This window comes from Micromonospora sp. NPDC047467 (genome assembly GCF_040643095.1).
Classification (GTDB): Bacteria; Actinomycetota; Actinomycetes; order Mycobacteriales; family Micromonosporaceae; genus Micromonospora.
Genome location: NZ_JBEYTO010000003.1, coordinates 210,797 through 227,518 on the forward strand (window position 1 = coordinate 210,797; position 16,722 = coordinate 227,518).

17 protein-coding genes and 1 tRNA gene are annotated in these 16,722 nt (G+C 72.4%); 10 read left to right on the plus strand and 8 right to left on the minus strand.

Features of this window, described 5'->3' with window-relative positions:
- The first annotated feature begins 690 nt into the window (after positions 1–690).
- From ABZ780_RS09645 to ABZ780_RS09655, 3 genes are read left to right on the plus strand one after another with little or no spacing between them, the layout of a single operon-like run.
- Positions 691–2,256 carry a replication initiator gene (locus ABZ780_RS09645; RefSeq protein WP_357485498.1) on the plus strand — a complete coding sequence of 522 codons (1,566 nt, stop codon included), beginning with the start codon at positions 691–693 and terminating at the stop codon, positions 2,254–2,256.
- The gene (locus ABZ780_RS09650) at positions 2,253–2,450 is read left to right on the plus strand and encodes an excisionase family DNA-binding protein (RefSeq protein WP_357485500.1); all 198 of its coding nucleotides are present in this window, start codon (positions 2,253–2,255) and stop codon (positions 2,448–2,450) included. Before ABZ780_RS09645 ends, ABZ780_RS09650 begins: the two co-directional genes overlap by 4 nt.
- The gene (locus tag ABZ780_RS09655) at positions 2,450–3,670 is read left to right on the plus strand and encodes a site-specific integrase (protein ID WP_357485501.1); all 1,221 of its coding nucleotides are present in this window, start codon (positions 2,450–2,452) and stop codon (positions 3,668–3,670) included. The genes ABZ780_RS09650 and ABZ780_RS09655 overlap by 1 nt, the downstream gene beginning before the upstream one ends.
- Positions 3,671–3,757: 87 nt before the next feature.
- Here the strand turns inward: ABZ780_RS09655 and ABZ780_RS09660 are convergent.
- Both ABZ780_RS09660 and ABZ780_RS09665 read right to left on the minus strand, forming a co-directional pair.
- Positions 3,758–3,829: transfer RNA gene (locus ABZ780_RS09660), tRNA-Val, on the minus strand.
- Positions 3,830–3,879: 50 nt separating this feature from the next.
- Positions 3,880–4,494: a TIGR02611 family protein gene (locus tag ABZ780_RS09665; protein ID WP_357485503.1), complete on the minus strand. Its 615-nt coding sequence runs from the start codon at positions 4,492–4,494 to the stop codon at positions 3,880–3,882.
- Positions 4,495–4,767: 273 nt separating this feature from the next.
- Between ABZ780_RS09665 and ABZ780_RS09670 the strand changes: the two genes are divergently transcribed.
- The gene (locus ABZ780_RS09670; protein ID WP_007457244.1) at positions 4,768–5,199 is read left to right on the plus strand and encodes an SsgA family sporulation/cell division regulator; all 432 of its coding nucleotides are present in this window, start codon (positions 4,768–4,770) and stop codon (positions 5,197–5,199) included.
- Between the two features lie 116 nt (positions 5,200–5,315).
- Here ABZ780_RS09670 and ABZ780_RS09675 read toward each other — a convergent pair whose 3' ends face one another.
- Positions 5,316–6,092 (minus strand): SDR family oxidoreductase, encoded by a 777-nt coding sequence (locus ABZ780_RS09675; protein ID WP_357485504.1) that lies wholly within the window; start codon positions 6,090–6,092, stop codon positions 5,316–5,318.
- A 203-nt stretch (positions 6,093–6,295) separates the two neighbouring features.
- On the opposite strand from ABZ780_RS09675, the gene ABZ780_RS09680 reads away from it, so the two are divergent.
- On the plus strand, positions 6,296–7,291 hold the full coding sequence (locus ABZ780_RS09680; protein ID WP_357005201.1) for an AraC family transcriptional regulator: 996 nt from the start codon (positions 6,296–6,298) through the stop codon (positions 7,289–7,291).
- A gap of 7 nt (positions 7,292–7,298) precedes the next feature.
- Positions 7,299–7,754 carry an Rrf2 family transcriptional regulator gene (locus tag ABZ780_RS09685; protein ID WP_357485505.1) on the plus strand — a complete coding sequence of 152 codons (456 nt, stop codon included), beginning with the start codon at positions 7,299–7,301 and terminating at the stop codon, positions 7,752–7,754.
- 108 nt (positions 7,755–7,862) lie between these two features.
- Here ABZ780_RS09685 and ABZ780_RS09690 read toward each other — a convergent pair whose 3' ends face one another.
- Positions 7,863–8,423, minus strand: a complete 561-nt coding sequence (locus ABZ780_RS09690; protein ID WP_357485506.1) for a flavin reductase family protein — start codon at positions 8,421–8,423, stop codon at positions 7,863–7,865.
- A 249-nt stretch (positions 8,424–8,672) separates the two neighbouring features.
- Here ABZ780_RS09690 and ABZ780_RS09695 point away from each other — a divergent pair, with 249 nt between their 5' ends.
- Positions 8,673–8,852 carry a DUF4236 domain-containing protein gene (locus ABZ780_RS09695; protein WP_320064829.1) on the plus strand — a complete coding sequence of 60 codons (180 nt, stop codon included), beginning with the start codon at positions 8,673–8,675 and terminating at the stop codon, positions 8,850–8,852.
- Between the two features lie 66 nt (positions 8,853–8,918).
- Here the strand turns inward: ABZ780_RS09695 and ABZ780_RS09700 are convergent, their stop codons facing one another.
- Both ABZ780_RS09700 and ABZ780_RS09705 read right to left on the minus strand, forming a co-directional pair.
- Positions 8,919–9,809: a hypothetical protein gene (locus ABZ780_RS09700; protein ID WP_357485508.1), complete on the minus strand. Its 891-nt coding sequence runs from the start codon at positions 9,807–9,809 to the stop codon at positions 8,919–8,921.
- A gap of 24 nt (positions 9,810–9,833) precedes the next feature.
- A complete protein-coding gene (locus tag ABZ780_RS09705; protein WP_357485509.1) occupies positions 9,834–10,355 on the minus strand; it encodes a VOC family protein in 522 nt (173 codons plus the stop codon).
- A 49-nt stretch (positions 10,356–10,404) separates the two neighbouring features.
- Here ABZ780_RS09705 and ABZ780_RS09710 point away from each other — a divergent pair, with 49 nt between their 5' ends.
- Both ABZ780_RS09710 and ABZ780_RS09715 read left to right on the plus strand, forming a co-directional pair.
- Positions 10,405–10,866: a MarR family transcriptional regulator gene (locus ABZ780_RS09710; protein ID WP_357005188.1), complete on the plus strand. Its 462-nt coding sequence runs from the start codon at positions 10,405–10,407 to the stop codon at positions 10,864–10,866.
- 57 nt (positions 10,867–10,923) lie between these two features.
- Entirely contained in the window at positions 10,924–12,771 is a 1,848-nt protein-coding gene (locus tag ABZ780_RS09715; RefSeq protein WP_357485511.1) for a tetratricopeptide repeat protein, read from the plus strand.
- 323 nt (positions 12,772–13,094) lie between these two features.
- On the opposite strand, the gene ABZ780_RS09720 is transcribed toward ABZ780_RS09715, so the two are convergent.
- The gene (locus ABZ780_RS09720; protein WP_357485869.1) at positions 13,095–14,594 is read right to left on the minus strand and encodes an ATP-binding protein; all 1,500 of its coding nucleotides are present in this window, start codon (positions 14,592–14,594) and stop codon (positions 13,095–13,097) included.
- 74 nt (positions 14,595–14,668) lie between these two features.
- A complete protein-coding gene (locus ABZ780_RS09725; protein WP_357005181.1) occupies positions 14,669–15,325 on the minus strand; it encodes a response regulator transcription factor in 657 nt (218 codons plus the stop codon).
- Positions 15,326–15,414: 89 nt separating this feature from the next.
- On the opposite strand from ABZ780_RS09725, the gene ABZ780_RS09730 reads away from it, so the two are divergent.
- Complete coding sequence (locus tag ABZ780_RS09730; RefSeq protein ID WP_357485512.1) at positions 15,415–16,551, plus strand: sigma-E factor regulatory protein RseB domain-containing protein; 1,137 nt, start codon at positions 15,415–15,417, stop codon at positions 16,549–16,551.
- The last annotated feature ends 171 nt before the right edge of the window (positions 16,552–16,722 follow it).

The following is a 16,722-nucleotide window of genomic DNA, read 5'->3' on the forward strand; positions in this document are numbered from 1 at the left end:
GCTTCCGCTTTCCGCGCCAGCCGCCGGGCGTGTTGCGTGGCCGGAGTCGGAGCGCCAGCGGAGCGACGGACGCGCGCCCAGGCGGCGGCGCGTGCGGCCCGTTGCGGGCCGCCTTGATGGACGTACAGAAAGTCCTCCCACACCGCTGGCAGCCGGCCGTGGCAGCCGGCCGCCCTCTCCATCCGGCAACATCACGGCGGGTTGACGTGTCGGTACCCGGTGCTACTCTGACGCTCGTCGAGTACGCCAGCGCGGCCTTCCTGCCGGATCGCTGGACTCGACCTCGGAGATGCCGAGCGGCCTTCCTGCCGCTGATGCGGGTCACGTCCCGCCGGCTCTCGATCGCACCGGCCACCGCGCCGGTTCTCCGAATCCACTGAGCGGCCCAGCACGGCCCCACTGCCGTCCACGATGGCCCGGATTCGCACACCTACACGGGTGGGGACAGCCTGTGGCAACCGCTCTGATGCCGGCATCCCATGCCCCCACCCGTGCCGGCTTTCGTCAGCAGCTCGACGAGCGTGAGAGGACACGACCATCGGCGGGACGTGGCACCACCACGAACCCGCCCTCCGGCGTCAGCCGCCCTCCCGGCGGTGCCAGGAGACACGACGAACACCACCAGCGGACCAACGTCCACGGCTGGTGGTGCTTCGTCTCTCGTCCCTGCCACCCCCAGAGGAGAGAACCGTGTCCACCCCGCTCACCCTGTACCGGCCCGGCCTCGCCGTCGGCCGTGACGCCCAAGCCCTGCACCGCGCTGCAACGCCGGAGTTCTCCGGCTGGCTTGAGCACACTGCCGCTGCCGGCGGCTGTGCCCGGCCAATCCGCCTCACTGGCACCATCGCGGCCGTCGAAACGACCACCGGCCGCATCACTGGCCAACTCCGGACCGACGAGCTGCCCGACCGGGCGCTGTACAAGGCGTGCGGCAACCGCCGCGAGTCGCAGTGCCGAGACTGCGCCTGGGTCTACGCCGGTGACGCCTACCAGGTCATCCGCTGCGGCCTGACCGGCGGCAAGGGCGTACCCGACTCGGTCGGCCGACACCCGGTCGTCTTCGCCACCTTCACCGCCCCCTCCTTCGGCGCGGTCCACCACCGGCACGTCTCCCGCCACACCTGCGCCACCCGGCAGCGCTGCGACTGCCGGCCCGCTCCCTGCCGCGCCCGAAGTGCCGCCGGCACCTGCCAGCACGGACAGCACGCGGCCTGCTTCGCCCGCCACGACGCCGACGATCCGCGGCTCGGGCAGCCGTTGTGCCTGGACTGCTACGACCACGACCACCAGGTCGTCTGGAACTACTTCTCCGGCGAGCTGTGGCGCCGCACCAAGCAGGCCATCGAACGGCACCTCGCCGCGCTGTGCCGCCGACGCGGCATCCCCTTCGTCCAGGTCGTCACCGACTCGGGCAAGCTGCGCCGACTGTCGCCGGTTCGGGTGTCACACGGGAAGGTTGCCGAGATGCAGCGCCGGGCAGCCGTGCACTTCCACGCCCTGCTGCGCCTCGACGGTGTCGACCCTGACCTGGATGCACTCGTGCCGCCGCCGGCCGGCATCACCGTCGACGACCTGGATGCCGCAATCCATGCCGCCGCCCGGCAGATCGCCGTCACCACACCGCCGCATCCCGACCGGCCGCAGGGCTGGGTGGTGGCCTGGGGCGAGCAGGTCGACGTGCGCCGGATTAACGCCACCGACGGCGAGTTTACCGACGGCAAGGTGGCCGCTTACCTGGCCAAGTACGCCACCAAGGCCACCGAAGCCACCGGCCACCAATCCACCCGACTCACGCCCGCCACCGTCGACGACTACGCCGATCCGGAAGGCGACCATCTCGCCCGCCTCATCGACGCCTGCTGGCATCTCGGCCGCCCCACCCCCACCGACACCAGCAGCGGAGCCGCAACGGCCGACGACCGTCAAGGCAGCCTTGACACCAGACCGAGCGCCTACGCCGGGCTGCGGCGCTGGGCGCACATGCTCGGCTTCGGCGGCCACTTCCTCACCAAGGCCCGCCGCTACTCCGTCACCTTCGGCCTGCTCCGCGACACCCGCGCCACCTACCGGCGCGAAGAGGACGACGACCCGCCAGACACGATCATCGTCGGCACCCTCACCTACAGCGGGTCCGGCTGGCTCACCGAAGGTGACGCCCTGCTCGCCAACACCGCCGCAAGTCAGCGACGCGAGAGCAGACGCATCGGCCGGGAAGAACTCGCCCACGAAGCCTGGCTCACCGGAGCCGCCGCATGAACCACGACCTCCGCCCCCGCTGGTACTCCCCCACCGAGGTCGCCGTCCTTCTCGGCTTCGGCATCTCCAAAGTCAAAATGAAGATCGCTACCGGCGAGCTGCGCTCTATCAAGGACGGCAAGTACCGCCGCATCCTCCCGGAATGGGTCGACGACTACATCCGCGAACAGGTCGAGCGCCAGGAGGCCGCCTGATGCCCGGACGCACACGAGCCAACGGCGAAGGATCCATCTTCCCCTACCGCAACGGCTTCGCCGCGTACGTCTGGGTCACCAAGCCGGACGGCAGGCGCACCCGAAAGTACGTCTACGGCAAGACCCGCGAAGCGGTGCACGACAAGTGGATCAAGTTGCACCAGCAGGCCAAGGCCGGGCCGGTGGCGACGAGCGTTCCGACGGTTGGCAGCTTCCTCACCTACTGGCTCAACGAGATCGTCGAGCCGAACCGCGCGCCCCTGACCTACGCCACCTACGAGACATTCGTTCGCCGCTACATCTCCCCCGGCCTCGGCGGCAAGCGGCTGGACCGGCTCCAGTCGCGGGACGTGCAGACCTGGATCAACCAGGTGGCCCGCACCTGCCAGTGCTGCGAGCAGGGCAAGGACGCCGCCCGTTCGAAGGACAAGCGGCGCTGCTGTGCGGTCGGCCGCTGTTGCCAGGCCGTCCCCTCGACGCGCACGGTCAGCGACATCCGGGCCGCACTGCGGGCCGCCCTCACCCACGCCCAAGCCGAAGATCTCATCACCAAGAACCCGGCCGCGGCGGTCACCCTGGCCACCGTCCGCCGCCGTCGAGGCAAGTCGTGGTCGAGCGATGAGGCCCGGAAGTTCCTGGAGTCCGCCCGCCACGACGAGGACCCGCTCTACGCCGCCTACGCCCTGGTCCTCGTGACCGGCCTGCGCAAGGGCGAGGCTTTGGGACTGACGTGGGAGGACGTCGACGTCGACGCTGGGGAGCTGACAATCGGTCGCCAACTGCAACGCGTGCGCGGGCAGCTCCTGCACCGCGACACCAAGACCCAGGCGTCCGACGCCACCCTCCCCCTGCCCGACATCTGCCTGACCGCGATGAAGCTGCGACGCGAGCAGCGTGACGAAGCCCGAGCAACCGCTGGAAAGGCGTGGCACGAGAACGACCTCGTGTTCACCACCCGCTATGGCACACCCATCGAGCCGCGCAACTTCCAGCGCTCCTGGCAAGCCCGGTGCGACAAAGCAGGGGTCCGCTCGATCACCGTCCACGACGCCCGCCGCACCTGCGCCACGCTGCTGGCAGACCTGGACGTCCACCCCCGAGTCGCCATGCAGATCCTCCGGCACGCCCGCTTCTCGGTAACGATGGAGATCTACACCCAGGTCTCATCGAAGGCGACCAGGGACGCACTCAAGCGCCTCGGCGAATCACTAACGCAATAGCCGTGCTGCTGTACTTAGCTGCTGTACGCAAGCAGAAAGGCCACCTCCCGAACCCGGGAAGTGGCCTCTGACCTGCGGAACTGAGAGTGGGCGATGCTGGTATCGAACCAGCGACCTCTTCGGTGTGAACGAAGCGCTCTCCCACTGAGCTAATCGCCCTCAGCGCCGGTAACTCTACCCGATCGTGGAGCCGGACCGGAAATCCGGGGTCAGCGCGCCCCGAGGTAATCCATCGCGATGGCGACCAGGTCGATGTCGAGGCTGTACTTGAGTGACAGCCAGACCACCGTGGCCACGAACACCAGGCCGACGGAGCCGAGCACGAGGCGCACCGCAAGGGACTGCCGTTTGGCCCAGTTGGTCCAGGCGTAGACGTGTCGGCGGGTGAAGTCGAGCAGCCGACGGGCCCAGTGGTATTCGACGGCCCAGATGCCGAGCCCGGCGATGACCAGCAGCCAGCCAGGGCCGGGCAGCGGGATGAGGGCGATGCCGATGGTCACCACCAGCGCCCCGACGATCGCGATGACGACCTTGAGGGTGATCCGGCCGGTGGGGTTGGCGCGGATCAGGTCGAGGGTGGTGGAGATGCGTTGCCGCCAGCGGGGGCGTCGCGGCCGCTCGGCCACCACGAGGATGCCGCCGGTGTGACCGGCGCCACCGCCACGCGCATCACTGTCGGGGCGGCCGTCGTCGGACGCCGGCCGACCAGCCCGCTCAGGCTGCTCCATCGACACTTCGTACCCCCGCTTTTCGGCTGCTCGGACCACGACGTTCGGCGGACCAGGCACGACCACCCGATCCACTGAGGATCGGTTCGTGACCATTTCACCCCCCAGTGTCGCCCGGGCCCGTCACTGCAACGGCCGACTGGACGTTACCGGAGTAAGTCGACGACTGAACCACCCGATGCCGGGCGGGATCACGCACTGGGCAGAACCGGAAATCCTACATGAATCCTCACATTCACGCGGCCTTTCCGTCCCCCTTCCCACCACTGGGTGAAGTCAGCGTATGGCGGAGCGTAGCCAGGAGTAGCACCTGAGTATGGGAAAAGCGGGACACGCGCGTTCCGCAGCGGTGCCGGGGGGAGAACGTCCATGAGTGTCATCCGACCGACGACCGTAGAGGTCGAGACGTCGCTAAGGCTCGTCGCACCTGACGCCACCGCCTTGCCGGTGCGTGCCAGTCTGCGTTACGACCCTGCTGACCCGTATGCGGTCCATGTCCTGTTCCACGCCGAATCTGCCGGCGGCGAGGCGGTGAGCTGGTCCTTCGCCCGCGAACTGCTGGTCACCGGCCTGGACGAGCCAGCCGGCATCGGCGATGTGCGGGTCTGGCCGTGGGCCACCCCGCGCGGCGACTTCGTCGCGCTGGCCCTCTCGTCACCGGACGGCAACGCCCTCTTCGAGGTGCCGCGCAGCGTCCTGGTGCGTTTCCTTCGACGGACCTACGTCGTCGTCCCGCGCGGCCGGGAGGCCGAGCACCTGGACGTCGACACGGCGGTGAACCGGCTGCTCGCCGGTCGCTGACCACCGCCCGAACGGGCGACACCGGCCAGACGGGGCCGCGCGGATCTGCCGAGTCCGCGCGGCCCCGGCACGCCCCGGGGGTACGCGCGCCCGCCCGCCCCCGGGTCGGCCGGTGCTCAGCCGTGGGTGGTGATGCCGCCGTCCACCGGGATGACCGCACCGGTGAGGTACGCGCCGGCCCGCGAGGAGAGGTAGATGGCCGTGCCGGCCATGTCTTCCGGGCGGCCGATGCGGCCCAGGGGCACCTGCTGCTCGATGCTGGCCCGGCTCGCCGGGTCGTCCAGGGCGAACGCCATCATCTTGCTCTCGAATGGGCCGGGCGCGATCGCGTTGACGGTGATCTGCTCGCCGGCGAGTTGGTGGGCGAGGCTGCGGGTGAGCATGTGCACTGCCGCTTTGGTGGCCGAGTAGGCGTACACCTCCATCCACGGCACGCGGACGCCGTCGATGGACCCGATGTTGATCACGCGGGCGGGGTCGTCGGCGCTGGCTGCGGCGCGCAGCGCCGGCAGCAGCGCGGTGGTGAGCCGGAAGACGGCCTTGACGTTGACCGCCCAGAGCTTGTCGAACGCGGCCTCCGGGTAGCTCTCCAACGGCGCGCCCCAGGTGGCGCCGGCGTTGTTGACCAGCACGTCGAGGCGGTCGACGCGTTCCCGCACGGCGGCGGCGAGGGCCTCGGCGCCGGCGTCGCTGCCCAGGTCGGCGGGGATGGCCTCGCAGCGACCCTCGGCGGAGAGGTCCTTGGCGACCGCCTCGCAGACGTCGGCCTTGCGGGAGGAGATGATCACGTGTGCGCCGGCCCGGACGAAGCCCTGGGCGATCATCAGACCGATCCCCCGCGACCCGCCGGTGACCAGAACCGTCTTGCCTTCGACCGAGAACAGCTGCGTCATGCCCATCCCATCGCGAGTCGGCGGGGTCGCCGACCCGTTGGACGGGCGGCGGGGCGCCGGGCGGACCGCGGCCCGGACGGCACTACCGCCGGGTAACGTAGCCCGGTCGCCGGGATCCGGACAAGCCCGTGACGCCGCGCCCCGGCCGCCTTACACGCCCGTGGGGATGCAATGACCTGCGGTTCGGGCTACGGTCGCAGGCGATGGTCTCCACCGATCCCTCCCCCGCGCCATCGATCGGAACGGCGTCACCCGTAGCCGACGAGATTTCCACGTTCGCGTTGGCCGACCTCGCCGGTGACCCGGGCTGGCATCGCCCCGTGATCGTCGAGCCCGAGTTGCTGATCCTCACCACCCGGGGGCACGGCGACGCCGAGCTCGACTTCCACCTGCTGCCCTGCCGACCCGGCACGCTGCTGCGGGTCCACGCCGGTCAGGTGCTGCGCTGTCCCGGGCCGCAGTTCGACGGCACCGTGGTCGCCTGGGCCCCGGAGGCGCTGCGTGGTCTCGCCGTCGACCCGGACGCCCCACCGTCGTGGCGGCAGCTGGCCGGCGAGGACGAGGACGCGGTGATCAGCGAGGTGAGCCAGTTGGCCGTGGACTGTCAGCGGCACGGCGACGGCTCGGCCGCCGCCCGAGCGCTGCTGCGCCACCAGCTCGCCGTGCTGCTGCTGCGGCTGGCCCTGCCCGGCGTGGACCGGTCACCCCAGCGACCCGAGGTGGAGACGTTCCAACGGTTCCGCCGGGAGGTGGAGCACGGTTACCAGGGCACCCGGCGGGTCGAGGACTACGCCGTCGCGCTCGGCTGCTCGGTGCGTACCCTGACCCGGGCCTGCCTGGCCATCACCGGACGCAGCGCCAAACAGGTCATCGACGAGCGAGTCGCGTTGCAGGCCGCCCGCCTGCTCGCCGCCACCGACGAGCCGATCGCCCAGATCGGCCGGCAGCTCGGCTTCTCCGAGCCCACCAACTTCGGCCGCTTCTTCACGCGGGAGACCGGGACGAGTCCGGGCGCGTTCCGGGCAGCCCGGGACCAGCCGGCGGCCGGCCGGATCGTACGACCCCGACCGCCGGCCGACCCGCCGGGCGCCAACGGTGGGTGGTTCCGCACTGGCACCCTCGCCGAACCGGCCAACGGTGGGCACGCCGGGCGGCTCTGGTCGCCCACCGGTCCGGGCGGCGGCCCCGGGCGGGCATGATGACGGGGTGCAGATCTCCGCGCGCGGCGACTACGCGGTACGGGCGGCGCTGAGCCTCGCCACCGCGTACCCTTCGCTGCTGTCCACCCAGGCCATCGCCGCCGAGCAGGACATGCCCCGCAAGTTCCTGGAGGCCGTCCTGGCGGACCTGCGCCGGTCCGGCATCGTCCGCGCCCAGCGCGGCGCCGAGGGCGGCTACACCCTGGCCCGTCCGCCGCGCGAGGTGACCGTCGGCGCGGTGCTGCGCGCCGTGGAGGGCCCCCTCGCGGGGGTACGCGGCCTGCGCCCGGAGGAGACCCGGTACGAAGGCTCGGCGGAGAACCTGCCCGGCCTGTGGGTGGCGGTGCGCGCCGCCGTCCGGCGGGTGGTCGACGAGGTGAGCCTCGCCGAGATCGTCAGCGGTCGGCTGCCCGCCCACGTCCGCAAGCTCACCGCCCTGCCCGACGCCTGGGAGCCGCGCTGACGTCAGGCGGCGGCTACAGCGACGACCACGGTGCGACGTGGCGACGCGGTGGACCCGTCGGCGCCGGGCGTGGTCCCAGCGCGAGCAGGTCGGGCAGGGCGGGCGCGCTCACGCCAGCACCGGCGGGACGGCGGTGGTGTAGCCGCCCTGGTGGTGCAGCAGAGGCGCGCCGTCCCCGCCGTCGCCTAGGGCGAGCGGTTCGGCGATCACCAGCGTGTGGTCGCCGGCGGGGACGCGGTGCACCACCCGGCAGAGCAGCCGGGCCAGCACCCCGCCCAGCAGCGGCACGCCGAACGGCCCCGGCGTCCAGTCCGGGTACGCGGCGAACCGGTCGATGCCGCTGGTGGCGAAGACGGCCGCCGCCTCCCGTTGCCCGGCGGCCAGCAGATGCACCGCGACATGCTCGGCGCGGGCCAGCACCGGCCAGCTCGACGAGTCGACGCCGAGGCAGAACGACACCAGCGGCGGGTCCAGCGACACCGACGTGAACGAGGTGGCGGTGAACCCGGCCCGGATCGGCGCGCCGATGCCGCCCAGGCAGGCCGGGTCGGTGGCCCGGGCGACGGCGGTGACCACTGTGACGCTGGTGGCCTGCCGGCGCAGCAGCGCGCGGAACAGGTCCCGGTCGACCGGCCGCAGCTCGACGAGAGGCTCACCCCGCTGCGACATGACCTCATGCTGCCGCCGGTGCGACCGGCCGGTCAACGTCCTTCCAAAACGTGAGACTTGTATCGCTGTCGTTGTTACGTGCAGCCCCAGGCAGTGTTTATCGTCGCGCAACGCCTATCTGGTGGATAGGGATTACGATGCGGCGCCACAGCACTGTCCACCCCGGACGTCGAGGGGGTTTCGGCATTCGTCGGTTCGGGAATGTTCGATCTCGACACGGCAGGGAACGGTGACGAGGGGAGTCCTCCGATGGGCCTCATGTTTCGCAAGCGCAAGAAGTACGGTCCGATCATCCTGAACTTCACCGAGAACGGCTTCTCCTCGTGGAGCATCAAGATCGGACGCTGGTCCTGGAACTCGCGGGCCAAGGCGCACCGGGTCGACCTGCCGGGTCCGCTGTCCTGGAAGCAGGACAAGTCCCGGTCGTAACGACCCGGGAGTCGAGCGGGGTGCCGGTGATTCACCGGCACCCCGCTCGGCGTCCGAGGGTGGCTCTCAGCGGGCCAGGGTGATCATCTCGTCGCCGGCCAGCCGGCCGGATTCACGGTCACGGCGCACGTCGCCGACGTCGAGCAGATGGGCCAGCGCCCGGTTGGCGTCGGCGGCCCGGTAGACGGTCGCGGTCAGGGCGTGCCGGCGCAGCTCGGTGACGGATCGCGGCCCGCCGCGACGCAGCTCGGCCAGCAGCTCGCCGGCCAGCGGCCCGGGGTCGGGGTCACCGGCCACGTCGACCGGGGCAGCCTGCGGGTCGGCCGGGTCGAGGTAGCGCACGCCGAGATCGGCGCCGACCGCCCAGAGCGCGTCACGGACCGCCTCCAGGCTCCGGTCGGAGCGGCTGCCGAACGCGATCACGCCGCCCGCGCCGTGAGCCCCGAACACCGGCGCCACCTCGGCGACCAGCGGGAATCCGGCGGCACCGAGAGCGTCGCGGGCCCCGTTACCGGCGTGCAGCAGCACCTCGCCGGCGCGGCCGTTGGCGGCAGCAGTGAGCAGGGGCGGGGGCACGGCGTCGGGCAGGTCCAGGAAGGTGAACAGGGGTGAGCCCGCCGCCCCGGCGGCCTTCACCGCGACCGGCAGTTGCTGCGGGGCGCCGGGCAGTAGGTGCACAGCGACCTCGGCGGGCAACTCCGCCTCGACCGGGCCGAGCCGGGTCGGCAGATCGGACGTGCCGTCGGCCAGCACCAGCACCGTCACCCGCCGGCCGCGCACCTGGTCGGCGTGCGCGGCGACCACCCGCAGCGCGGCCTCCGCGCCACCGCCGTCGGCGCCGGTCCAGGCCAGCGCGACGGTGGCCCGCCGGGAACGTTGCAGGGCCGCTGGCAGCCAGGTCGTCAACTGGCGGACCAGCAGCTCGCGGAGGAAATCGGTGGTCCGGTCGGTCGGCATCGGTCCGTTCTACCGTATGGCCGGTCAGGCCGGGACGGAGATCCCCACCCCGCCCCGCGTCTGCCCGCCGTAGCGCTGCCGCTCAGCCGCCAGGTCGAGCCGGCCGATGCGCTTGCGGGCGGCCAGTGTGGCGTCGTCGAGCCGGTCGGCCGGGACCAGCCAGACCACCTCGAACTCCAGCCCGTCCGGGTCCTGCCCGTAGAGGCTCTTGGTGGTGCCGTGATCGGACGTGCCGACCAGCGCCCCGGCGGCGGCGAGCCGCTCGGCGGTGGCGGCCAACTCGTCGAGGGTGTCCACCTCCCACGCCAGGTGGTAAAGCCCGACGGTGGCACGGCCGGCCGTCGACCGCCCGGCGCCCGCGCCGATCTCGAACAGGCCGAGGTCGTGGTCGTTGGTGGAGTCGGGGGCCTGGAGGAAGGTGGCGCCCCGGAAGCCGTCCGGGGTCATCGCCACCGGGCGGAAGCCCAGCACGTCGCGGTAGAACGCGACGCTGCGGGCGAGGTCACTGACGTAGAGGACCGCGTGGTTGAGCCGGTGGATTCCCATGGCTCGAGGCTAGCGCGATTTAGTTGAGCATTCAACAACCTGAGATATGATGCCGGTCATGACGCGTTGGTTGGACCCCGACGAGCAGCGCACCTGGCGGGCGTTCCTCACCGCCTCCCGGGCGCTGATGGACACGCTCGACCGCGAACTGCAACGCGACGCGGGCATGCCGCACGCGTACTACGAGATCCTGGTCCGGCTCTCCGAGGCGCCCGGACGCCAGCTGCGGATGAGCGACCTGGCCGAGGTGACCGGATCGTCGCGCAGCCGGCTCTCGCACGCGGTGGCCCGACTGGAGACGGCCGGCTGGGTGCGCCGCGAGGACTGCCCCACCGACCGACGCGGGCAGGTCGCGCTGCTCACCGAGGCCGGCTACGCCACCCTCAGCGCCGCCGCCCCCGGCCATGTCGAGGGGGTACGCCGCCACCTGTTCGACGCACTGAGCCCGGCCCAGGTCGACCAGTTGCGCCGGATCAGCGAAACGCTGGCCGAGCACCTGACAAGATCCTGACCGATCGACACCGGCGCGGGTCTTGTACTTACCGTCGTCGGATGAGCACGATGGGGCGTGCCCTCCGGCTTCGGCGAACTGACTGATCAGGCGCACCACCTCGTGTCCGCTGGCGACCTCGCCGGCGCACAACGGCTGCTCGCCGACGCGCTCACCGACGCCGACCCCCGCCCCGCCAACGCCACCCCCGAACTGGCCGAGGCGGCCAGCCTCCAGGCGCGGGTGCTCGTCGCCCTCGGTGAGCCACACTCCGCCCGAGGGTGGGCCGCCTTCACGTACGCCGCCACCACCCGGTTGCACGGCCGCTCGGACCCGCGCACAGTCTCCGCCGCGGCCACCCTGGCCGCGGTGCTGCACCGGGTCGGCAGCCGCTCCCGGGCCGCCCGGCTCTACCAGGAAGTCATCATCGAGCTGACCGCGCAGGACGGACCGGAGTCGCTGCGGGTGCTCGCCGCGCACGCCGACCTGGCCACCGTCGAGTACGCCCGGGGCCAGTGCACCGTCGCCCGCGACCGGCTCCAGGACGCCTGGGAACTGCACCGCGAGGTGTACGGCGACGGGCACCCCAGCGGCATCAAGATGCTGGCCCGACTCGGCGCGATGCAGCGCGACTGTGGGCAGTTCGCCGAGGCGCACGACAACCTGGCTCTGGCCCGCGAGTTGTCCCGGCAGCACCTGCCCGCCGACGACCCGCTGGCCCTGCAGGTCGCGGCCCTGGCCCGGGCCGCGGCCAACCCCGATCACGTCTGCGCCGACGACGCGCCCGTCGGCCGGGACGCCCCGCTGGTGCCGGCCGCCCGCAACCCACCGCACGACGGGCCGACCGGTTCCGGCCACCACCCACCCGCACCCCCGCCGCAGCCCGCCGAGCCGGAGCCGACCGGCCCTGCCGAGCCCGATGACACCCCGGCCGAGCAGGGGCTCACGGCCGGCCCCGGTTTCACGTCCGGCCCCGGTTTCGCGGCCAGCCCAGGGTTCACGGCCGGCCACGGGTTCACGTCCGGGCCCGGTTTCACGGCCAGCCACGGAGCTACGGCCGGCGGCGGGGCGGTGCCGAATCCCCGCGTCCCGGCCGACGAACCAGGCGGAGCGGCAGGTCTCCGCTGGCCACCCGAGCGGGCCGACGAGCCCACACCCCACTCGACGGACACGCCGGTACCCCCGTCCGTGGTCGGCTTCACCGGCAGCACCGAAGAGGCCTCGGGCGTCTACCGGCTGCACCAAGCGAGCGCGGGGACCGAAGATCCGTCGGAGCGGTACCTCGCAGACGAGCCGTACCAGCCGTCCGAGCCATACCAGCCGTACACCCCCGTCGAGCCGTCCACACCGTCGGAGTCGTACCAGCCGGTCGAGCCGTACACGCCGTCCCGCCTGTTGCCGGTGCCCGTACACCGGGCGCCGGCGCCACCGCGCAACCGGCTCGTGCCGGTGCTGGTGGCCGGCGTGGTCGTGGTGCTGCTGGGCGCGGCGGCGGTGATCGCCGGAGTAGCCCGGGTCGGCGACAGCGACGACCAGCAGCCCACTCCCGACAACGGCTCCCCCAGCGCCGGCCCGACCAGTCCGGCCGCACCGGGCACCACCGCAGCGCCCACCGGCAGCGCGCCCACCGGCACGCCGCCGCCGGTGGCCGTGCCGGGCACCCCGCCGGGCGCGGTGACCCTGCGCGACAACCGGGACAACATCGCCCTGCGCTGGACGTACCCGACGGGTGGCGAGGGGCCGGTGATCATCTCCGCCGGGCGGTCCGGGCAGGACAAGACCGCGATCGCCACGCTGCCGGCCGGCACCGACAACTACATCGTCTACGCGTTGAACCGCGCCAACGACTACTGCTTCACCGTAGCCGTGGTCTGGTCCACCGACTCCGTGGCGAGCGCCGACGAGGTCTGCACCCGCCGCCGCTGAGCCCTCCGCAAGCTGGCACCAGCGTCTCGGCAATCGCGCGCACGTCGCATCCAGGCCGGCCCGAGGGCCGCCGTGGGCACTCCAGCGGCACCAGCGGCACCCGGCGTCAGCGTCATGCCTGGGCCGCTCCGTTACGCCCCGTCAGGGCCCTGCTGACCGTCCATACCCTGCTGCCATCCTTTGCTCTGCTTCACTCCACGCAACACCAAGCCTGACCTGCGATAACGTCTCGACAGCGCGCAGCGGCACCGCCTACCACTGGTGACTGTCCGTGCGTGTTGCGTGGGTTGAAGCAGAGCAAAGGGCCCGAACGCCTCGGGGGGCTACCGCCGTTCGTCACGGTCCGTCACGCGTCGGTCTTGGCCGTCCTCGATCGGCAACGCCGGTAGCAGCAGACACACCCGCAGCCCCGGCTGGACACCGACATCCGCATCAGCACTGCCTTCGGCACCGCCACGGCCGTCGGCGTCGGCGCTGGCCTTGGCGGAGGCGCTGGGGTTGGCGGTGGCAGTGGCGCTGGGGTTGACGTTGGCGGTGGCGCTGGGGTTGACGTTGGTCAGGGTGATGGCACCGCCGGCGCGGCGGACCAGTTCCCGAACGATGGCCAGGCCCAGACCGGCCCCGCCGTCGTCGCGGCCCCGCCCGTCGTCCAGCCTGGTGAACCGGTCGAAGACCCGGCTCCGGTCGGCCGCCGGAATCCCCGGGCCGTCGTCAGTCACCGTCACCAGGTGGTACGCCGCCTCAGCGCTCGGCTCGGCCGCGAGCAGGACGCTGCCGTGCGCGTGCCGGACCGCGTTGTCGACCAGGTTGGCCAGCACCCGGCGCAGCTCGTCGACGTTCCCGGCCGTCCAGAGTGGGCCGGGTGGTGGCGCGACCCGCACCGGCGGCGACGGGTACCGGACGGCGACCTCGGTCAGCAGCGCGCCCAGCTCCACCGGGCCGGTCCCCCGGGCCACCGGCGTCTCGTCCAGGCGGGCCAGCAGCAGCAGGTCGTCGACCAGCCGGCTCAGCCGCTCGGTGTCGGCGAGCAGGTTGGCAGTCACCGCAGTCCAGTCCGTCTGGTCGGCGAGTCGCTGGGCCACCTCCAACTCCGTCCGGATGTTCGTCAGCGGGCTGCGCAACTCGTGCGCCGCGTCGGAGACGAATGCCCGCTGCCGCGCCCGGGCTGTCTCCAGGCGGTCCAGCATGCCGTTGAGAGTGACCGCCAGCCGGTGGATCTCGTCGGCGGAGGCGGGCACCGGCAGCCGGCCGGCACCTGCCCGCCCGGTGATCTCCTCGGCGCCTCGACGGAGCGCCTCCACCGGCCGCAGCGTCGCGCCGACCACCCGCCACGCCACCGCCGCCAGCGCGGCCAGCAGCAGCGGGAACGCCACCAGCAGGATGGTCCGCACCACGTGCGTGCTGTGCCGGACGTCGGCCATCGAACGGGCGACCAGCACGGTGAGCGGATCGGCTGCGGTGCCGGCGGGTACGGCGACCACCCGGACCGGGCCGACGAGACCGACCCGCTCGGCGGGCGCCTCCAACCGCTGGCGGTGGCCGGCGTCCAGCCGCTCCGGGCGGACCATCGGGACCAGCCGGTCCGCGTCGATCGAGGCGGCCCGGATCCGCCCCTGCGCGTCGATCACCTGAACCCGGACCTGCCCGCCGGCCACCGGCAGCGGATCGGGCAGCGCGTCCTCGGCGGCGAGCAGGGCGACCGCGTCGGCGGTCCGGAACGCCTCGGTGTCGACGGTGCGCTGGAGCACGTACCCGAGCGCGCCGAGCAGCACCGCCCCGCCGAGGGCCAGCCCTACGGCGAGGCCGAACACACCGAGCGCCATGAGCCGCCCCCGCAGCCCCAACGCCGGCAGCCGCAGGTTCCAGAACCGACCAGCGCCCGGCTGCTCGGTGTGGGTCACGTCGCCAGCCGGTAGCCGGCGCCCCGGATGGTCTCCAGCCGGTCCCGGCCGAGCTTGCGGCGCAGGTAGCCGACGTACACCTCGACCACGTTCGGCGCCGTCTCCAGGCTGGCGTCCCAGACGTGGTCCAGCAGCTCGATCTTGGAGACCACCTGACCGGGCCGGCGCATCAGGTAGTCCAGCAGCGCGAACTCCCGCGCGGTCAGCGTCACCTCGTCGTCGGCGCGCGTGACCCGACGTTGGGCCGGATCCAGTCGCAGGTCACCGACCGTCAGCACCACCGGGCGTTCCGGCGCGCCCCGGCGCAGCAACGCCCGCAGGCGAGCCAGCAGCACCACGTACGAGAAGGGCTTGGTGAGGTAGTCGTCGGCACCGCAGTCCAGACCGTCGGCCTGGTCGTACTCGCCGTCCTTGGCGGAGAGCATCAGCACCGGCAGCCAGTGCTGCTCGGCGCGCAGCCGACGGACCAGTTCGTAGCCGGAGAGCCCGGGCAGCATCACGTCGAGGATCATCGCGTCGTACCCGCCGTGCCGGGCGGCGTCCAGCCCGGCCGGGCCGGTCGCGGCCACGTCGACGGCGAACCCCTCCGCCTGCAGGCCGCGTTGCAGGGCAGCCGCCAACCGGGCCTCGTCCTCCACCACCAACAATCGCACGGCTCAAGGGTGCCACCTGGGTCAAAGCCGGCGTCCTCAGCGCGTTCACAGGGGCGAGCGGGCAGGATGGTGCGCAGGAGGTGCCCACCATGTCCGTCCTGAGAAGCCGACCCGTCCTGCGCTGGCTGGTCCCGGTGACCGCCGCCGTCGCCGTCATCGGCGGTGGCGCGGCCGTCGGCACGTTCGCCGCCGAGGCCGAGCCGAGCCTGCCGCCACGTACCGCCGCCCAACTCCTGGTCGACCTGCAGACCTCCCGACTCGAAGGGCTGTCCGGCACGGTCGTGCAGCGCGCCGACCTCGGCCTGCCGCCGCTGGTCGGGCTGGTCCCCGGCAACGACCTGACCACCCTGCTGACCGGCACGCACACCCTGCGGGTCTGGTATTCCGGCCCGGAGCGGCAGCGAGTCGCGCTGCTGGACACCCTCGGCGAACGGGACGTGATCCGCAACGGCCGTGACCTGTGGACCTGGGAGAGCCGCGGCAACACCGCGCGCCACCACACCCTGGGCGACGCCGCGACCGCCGGAAAGCCGGCCATCGGGGCCGGGCCGAGCCTGCCGGCGACCCCGCAGCAGGCCGCCGACCTGGCGTTGGGCGCGATCGACCCGAGCACCGAGGTCAGCGTCGGCCGCTCGGCCACCGTCGCCGGCCGGGCCGCCTACGAGCTGGTGCTCCAGCCGCGCGACCGCGACTCCCTGGTGCACCAGCTACGGATCGCCATCGACGCCAAGCAGCACGTGCCGCTGCGCTTCGAGGTGCTCGCCAAGGGCAGCGACCAGCCGGCGTTCGAGGTGGCCTTCACCCAGGTCGACTACCGGCGCCCCGACGCCGACCAGTTCGCCTTCAACCCGCCGCCCGGGGTGACCGTCACGGAGGAGACCGCCGAGCGGCCGGCCGCCGGCCGCCCCGACCACGCGCCGCCGGCCGGTGACCCTCAGGTACGCGCCGAGGGCTCCGGCTGGACCACCGTGCTGGTCGCACGCCTCGACGATGCCGCGGGCAAGAGCATCGGCGCCACGCCGGAGGCGTCATCGGCCGCCAAGCCTGCCGGCGCGCCGGAGGTGGACGTGTCGAAGCTGCTCGGCGGCCTGCCGGAAGTCAGTGGGGACTGGGGCAGCGGTCGGCTGTTCACCAGCAGGCTGGTCAGTGTGCTGCTCACCGACGACGGGCGGGTGCTCGCCGGAGCGGTCACGCCGGAGCGGCTCTACCAGGTCGCGCGCGGCTGATATATCGGTGTCCCTCGCGCCGGGTCGACCCAACGGTCGGCCCGGCGCCTCGTTGCGTGGATCGCACCGGCCCGTCCGGCTTGGTGAGAGCGGACGGAACGCGCTATCTTCAACAATTCGAGGGCACAAAAAAGAACGGCTGAAAAGCCGTTCTTGCGCATTATTCTAATC